Origin of the sequence: Streptomyces capoamus (assembly GCF_014654935.1) — a bacterium.
Classification (GTDB): Bacteria; Actinomycetota; Actinomycetes; order Streptomycetales; family Streptomycetaceae; genus Streptomyces; species Streptomyces capoamus.
In genome coordinates this window covers 72,631-76,718 of the sequence record NZ_BNBF01000027.1, presented here as the reverse complement: position 1 = coordinate 76,718, position 4,088 = coordinate 72,631, and the positions used below count along the sequence as shown (strand labels likewise).

Annotated in this window: 2 protein-coding genes and 1 pseudogene; 1 reads left to right on the top strand and 2 read right to left on the bottom strand. The window is 76.7% G+C overall.

All coding sequences use genetic code 11. The features are described 5' to 3' along the window. Window positions 1-503, bottom strand: a pseudogene (locus tag IE312_RS42785) (hypothetical protein); the annotation flags it as partial. Window positions 504-583: 80 nt separating this feature from the next. On the opposite strand from IE312_RS42785, the gene IE312_RS32105 reads away from it, so the two are divergent. Next, window positions 584-2,158, top strand: coding sequence for a hypothetical protein (locus IE312_RS32105; protein WP_189985765.1), 1,575 nt, complete (start codon window positions 584-586; stop codon window positions 2,156-2,158). 64 nt (window positions 2,159-2,222) lie between these two features. Here the strand turns inward: IE312_RS32105 and IE312_RS32100 are convergent. Next, a partial coding sequence (locus IE312_RS32100; RefSeq protein ID WP_229900690.1) for an ATP-binding SpoIIE family protein phosphatase occupies window positions 2,223-4,088 on the bottom strand: 1,866 nt, incomplete at its 5' end.

The following is a 4,088-nucleotide window of genomic DNA, read 5'->3' as shown; positions in this document are numbered from 1 at the left end:
GGCAGGGTGCCGTCGTGCTCCAGCGGGCCGGAGTGGACGTACAGGTCGCGGATGCCGGTACCGCGCAGCCGCTCGGCGAGGGCCCTGACGTCCCGGTCGTCCTTCCGCCCGTCCACCCAGGCGTGCCCCAGCCAGAGGGCGTCCTGGTGCCGGGTTCGGGTGCCGGGGGCCGGATCGCCGGTGTAGTTCAGTCGCAGGGCCGTCTCGGCGGTGAGCAGCGGGAGCAGGAGGAGGGCGAGGAGGAGGGCGGCGCCACGGAGAACACGGCGGACACGGCGCCTGCGGGCGGGGTGTCCGGGGCGTGGCGCGGGAACGGGCTCCGGGGTTGTGGGGTCCGGGGTCGTGCGATCCGTGGGTGCGGGATCCGGGGTTGTGGGGTCCGGGGTCGTGCGATCCGTGGGTGCGGGATCCGGGGTTGTGGGGTCCGGGCAGGGGTGCCCGGCTGTCCGGTCGGCGGTCGGTTTTTCGTCAGCCGGCCGGCCGCCCGTCGCGTTCTCGTCCATCCCGTCCCCCTGTCCGTCTGGTCCCCCACCCGTGTCCCTCCCGCTCGCGGAGCGGACCACCTGCCCATACGCTCCGAAACGTGACGTCCTCCCTGCTCCGGGCCCGGCCCCGGCGTGCCACCGCGCACATACGGGTGCGGGTGACGCATGCCGTGCCGGGTGCCCTGGCGGGAGCCTGGTGGCTGGTGCTGCCGGTGATGACGGCCGTGTCCGGCGCTCCGGTTCCCGTGGCCTCGGCCGCCCCGCAGCAGGGCGGGACGTCGGCCGCCGACCTGGTGCTGCCGCTCGTCGTCGGGGTGGCGGCCTTGGCCCTGGCCGGATACGGCTCCCTGCGCCGCACCCGCCGGGCCCGGACCCGGACGACGCCGGGAACGGTCTCGGCACGGCCGGCCGCGCCCACCCCGGCCGACTCCGAGCGCCAGGCGCGGGCGGCACTGCGGCTGGCCGACGACTGCGTACGGACCTCCGAGGAGGAACTGTCCCTGGTCCGCGAGTTGTTCGGGGAGGAGCGGACCGAGCCGTTCACGCACGCGCTGCGGGCCGCGGAGACCGAGTTGTCGGCGGCGTTCGCGATCTGGCGGCGGTACGAACAGGGCGTCCCCGAAGAAGCGGGTGCCCGGCGCCAGGCCCTGGTCGGGGTGATCGGCCGCTGTGCGGAGGCCGGGCGCCGGCTGGACGCGGAGGCGGCGGCGCTGGACCGGCTGCGCGGTCTGGACGCGGCCCCGCGGGACGCGGACCGGGAGGGCGGCCAGGGCAGCCGGGGAGTCGGGGCGGCGCTGGTGGTGGCCGAGGAGCGGTTCCGGGAGCTCGCGGCGCGGACGGTGACGGCCCAGGAGGTCCTGGCGGCGCTCCGGGAGCGGTACGCGCCCTCGGCCGTCGGTCCCGCCGCCGGGTACGTCGAACAGGCCAAGGACCGGCTGCTGTTCGCGACCGCGCGGCTGAACGAGGCCCGTCAGGCCGTCGACGCGGGCGACCGGGAGCGGGCCGTCCGGCAGCTGCGGGCCGGGGAGGGGGCGGTGGTCCAGGCCGGGGTGCTGGTGGACGGGGTGGAACGGCTCGCGGCACGGCTGCGGGAGGCGGCCGCACTGGTGCCGGCCGCGCTGACCGGTGCGGAGGCGGAGCTGGCGGCGGCCCGGCGCGGTAGGGAGCGGACCACCGCGGCCCAGCCGCACGCGCGGCCGGCGCACGCCGACGTGGTGCTGGCGGCGGTCCGCGAGGAGCTGACGGGCGGGCCGTACGATCCGCTGGACGCGCTGCGCCGGATCACCCGGGCCGCCGGCCGGCCGGGCGGGCCGCGTTCCGGGGTGCTGGACACCGCGGCGCAGCTGGTGGCGCGCGGTTCCGTCGCCGTGGCGGAGGAGTTCGTCTCCGTGCACCGGGGGGCGGTGGGTGCGCAGGCCCGGGCCCGGCTGGCGGAGGCGGTGCGGGAGCTGGCCGCGGGCGACGCCGACCGGGCCGATGCCGCGGCCGGGGAGGCACGGGAACTGGCCGAGCGGGACGTCCGGGCGTACGGCACCCCGCACCTCGGCACCGAGGGGGACACGGCCGGCCTGGCCGGTGCCGTCCTGGGCGGCATCCTGCTCACCGAGACCCAGGACACCGGCACCCCGGCGGCCTACGGCGGCCCGCACACCCGCTCCCGCCACCAGGACTGAGCCCCGGGTCGCCTCCCGGACGGGCGGGCCGTCGGGCGATCGGGCCGTCGTAGGGCCGGGCGGGTCAGAACAGGCTGAGCAGGGCCTCCGCCGGGTCGGTCAGGCCGCCCTCCCCGCCCGGCAGGGGCAGTTCGAACCACACCGTCTTGCCCCGGGGGGTGCGCCGGGAGCCCCAGGCCGCGCTGAGCAGGCCGACCAGTTGCAGGCCCCGCCCGCCCTCGTCGGTGTCCCGGGCCCGCCGGCGCCGGGGCTGGACGAGGCCGGCGTCCCAGACCTCGCAGACCAGGGTGCGGTCCAGCAGCAGCCGGAGCCTGATGTCCCCCTCGCCGTACCGCAGCGCGTTCGTCACCAGCTCGCTGACCAGCAGCTCGGCGGTGTCGACCAGCGGCTCCAGGTCCCAGGAGAGCAGCTGTCCGCGGGCGTACTCCCGGGCGCGGCCCACGCTGCGCGGCTCGCGCGGCAGCGTCCAGTCGCCGACGGACTCGGCGGGCAGCCCCTGCACCCGGGCCATGAGCAGGGCGATGTCGTCCTCGCCGTGGTGGGTGTCGAGGGTGTTGAGGACGTGGTCGCAGACGTCCTCCAGGGGCCGGCTGGGGTCGGTGAGCGCGCCCACGAAGGCCTGCAGCCCCTCGTCCAGCGGATGGTCGCGGGACTCGACCAGGCCGTCCGTGTACAGCGCGAGCAGCGCGCCCTCCGGGAGTTCGACCTCCACCTCCTCGAACGGCTCGCCCCCCACGCCGAGCGGCATGCCGGGCGGCACGTCGAGCATCAGCGCCGCCTCGCCGGGCTCCACCAGGACCGGTGGCAGATGGCCGGCGTTGGCGAACGTGCAGCGCCGGGTGACGGAGTCGTACACGGCGTACACGCAGGTCGCCAGGTAGACCTCGGACAGGTCGGCGTCCCGGGGCTGGCGGGCGGCGCGGGTGGCCTGCTGGACGCCTCCCCCGGAGCCGAAGGCCTGGGCGGGCCCCCCGGGTGTGCCGAGGCCGCGCGCGATCTCGTCGAGCGCGGAGAGCACCTCGGCCGGTTCCAGGTCCAGCAGGGCCAGCGTGCGTACGGCGGTGCGCAGTTCGCCCATCGCGACGGCGGCCCTGAGGCCCCGGCCCATGACGTCCCCGACGACCAGGGCCGTACGGTGCCCGGGCAGTTCGATGACGTCGAACCAGTCGCCGCCCACCTCCGTGGCCGCGTTGCCGGGCAGGTAGCGGCAGGCGATGTCCAGCCCCGAGGCCTCCGGGTCGCCGGGCGGCAGCAGGGACCGCTGCAGTATCAACGCCCGTTCGTGCTCCCGGCGGTACAGGCGGGCGTTGTCGATGCAGACGGCGGCCCGCGCGGCCAGTTCGACCGCGAGTTCCCGGTCGCGCTCGCCGAACGGCTCGCTGCCCTTCGTGCGGGCGAACTGCGCGAGTCCCACCACCGTGTCGTGGGCGACCATCGGCACGGCCAGCGTGGACTGCACGAGCCCGCCCTCCTCGGCGGGCACGTATTGCGGCCGGGCGGTGCGCAGCGCGTCCGCGCAGGGCGAGTTGAACGGGAAGTGGTGGACCGCGCCGACCTCGACGGGCTTGCCGGAGCTGCTGAAGGGCGCGCCGGAGACGGCGCTGGAGAAGGCGACGCGACGCAGTTCGGCGCTGCCGTCGGCGAGTCCGGGCGGTGCCTCGTCGCCGGCGAGCAGGCCCTGGTAGAGGTCGACGGTGGCCAGGTCGCAGAAGCCGGGGACGACCACGTCGAGCAGTTCGCGGGCCGTGGTCTCCAGGTCCAGGGAGTTCCCTATGCGGGCGCCGGCCTCGTTGAGCAGTGCGAGGTTGCGCCGGGCTGCGGCGGCCTCGCGGGCGGCGGCCCGGCGTGCGGTGATGTCGGTGCCGAGCCAGGCGATGCCGATGGGCCGGCCGCTGCCGCTGTGCACGCGGTAGAGGTTGACGGACCAGTG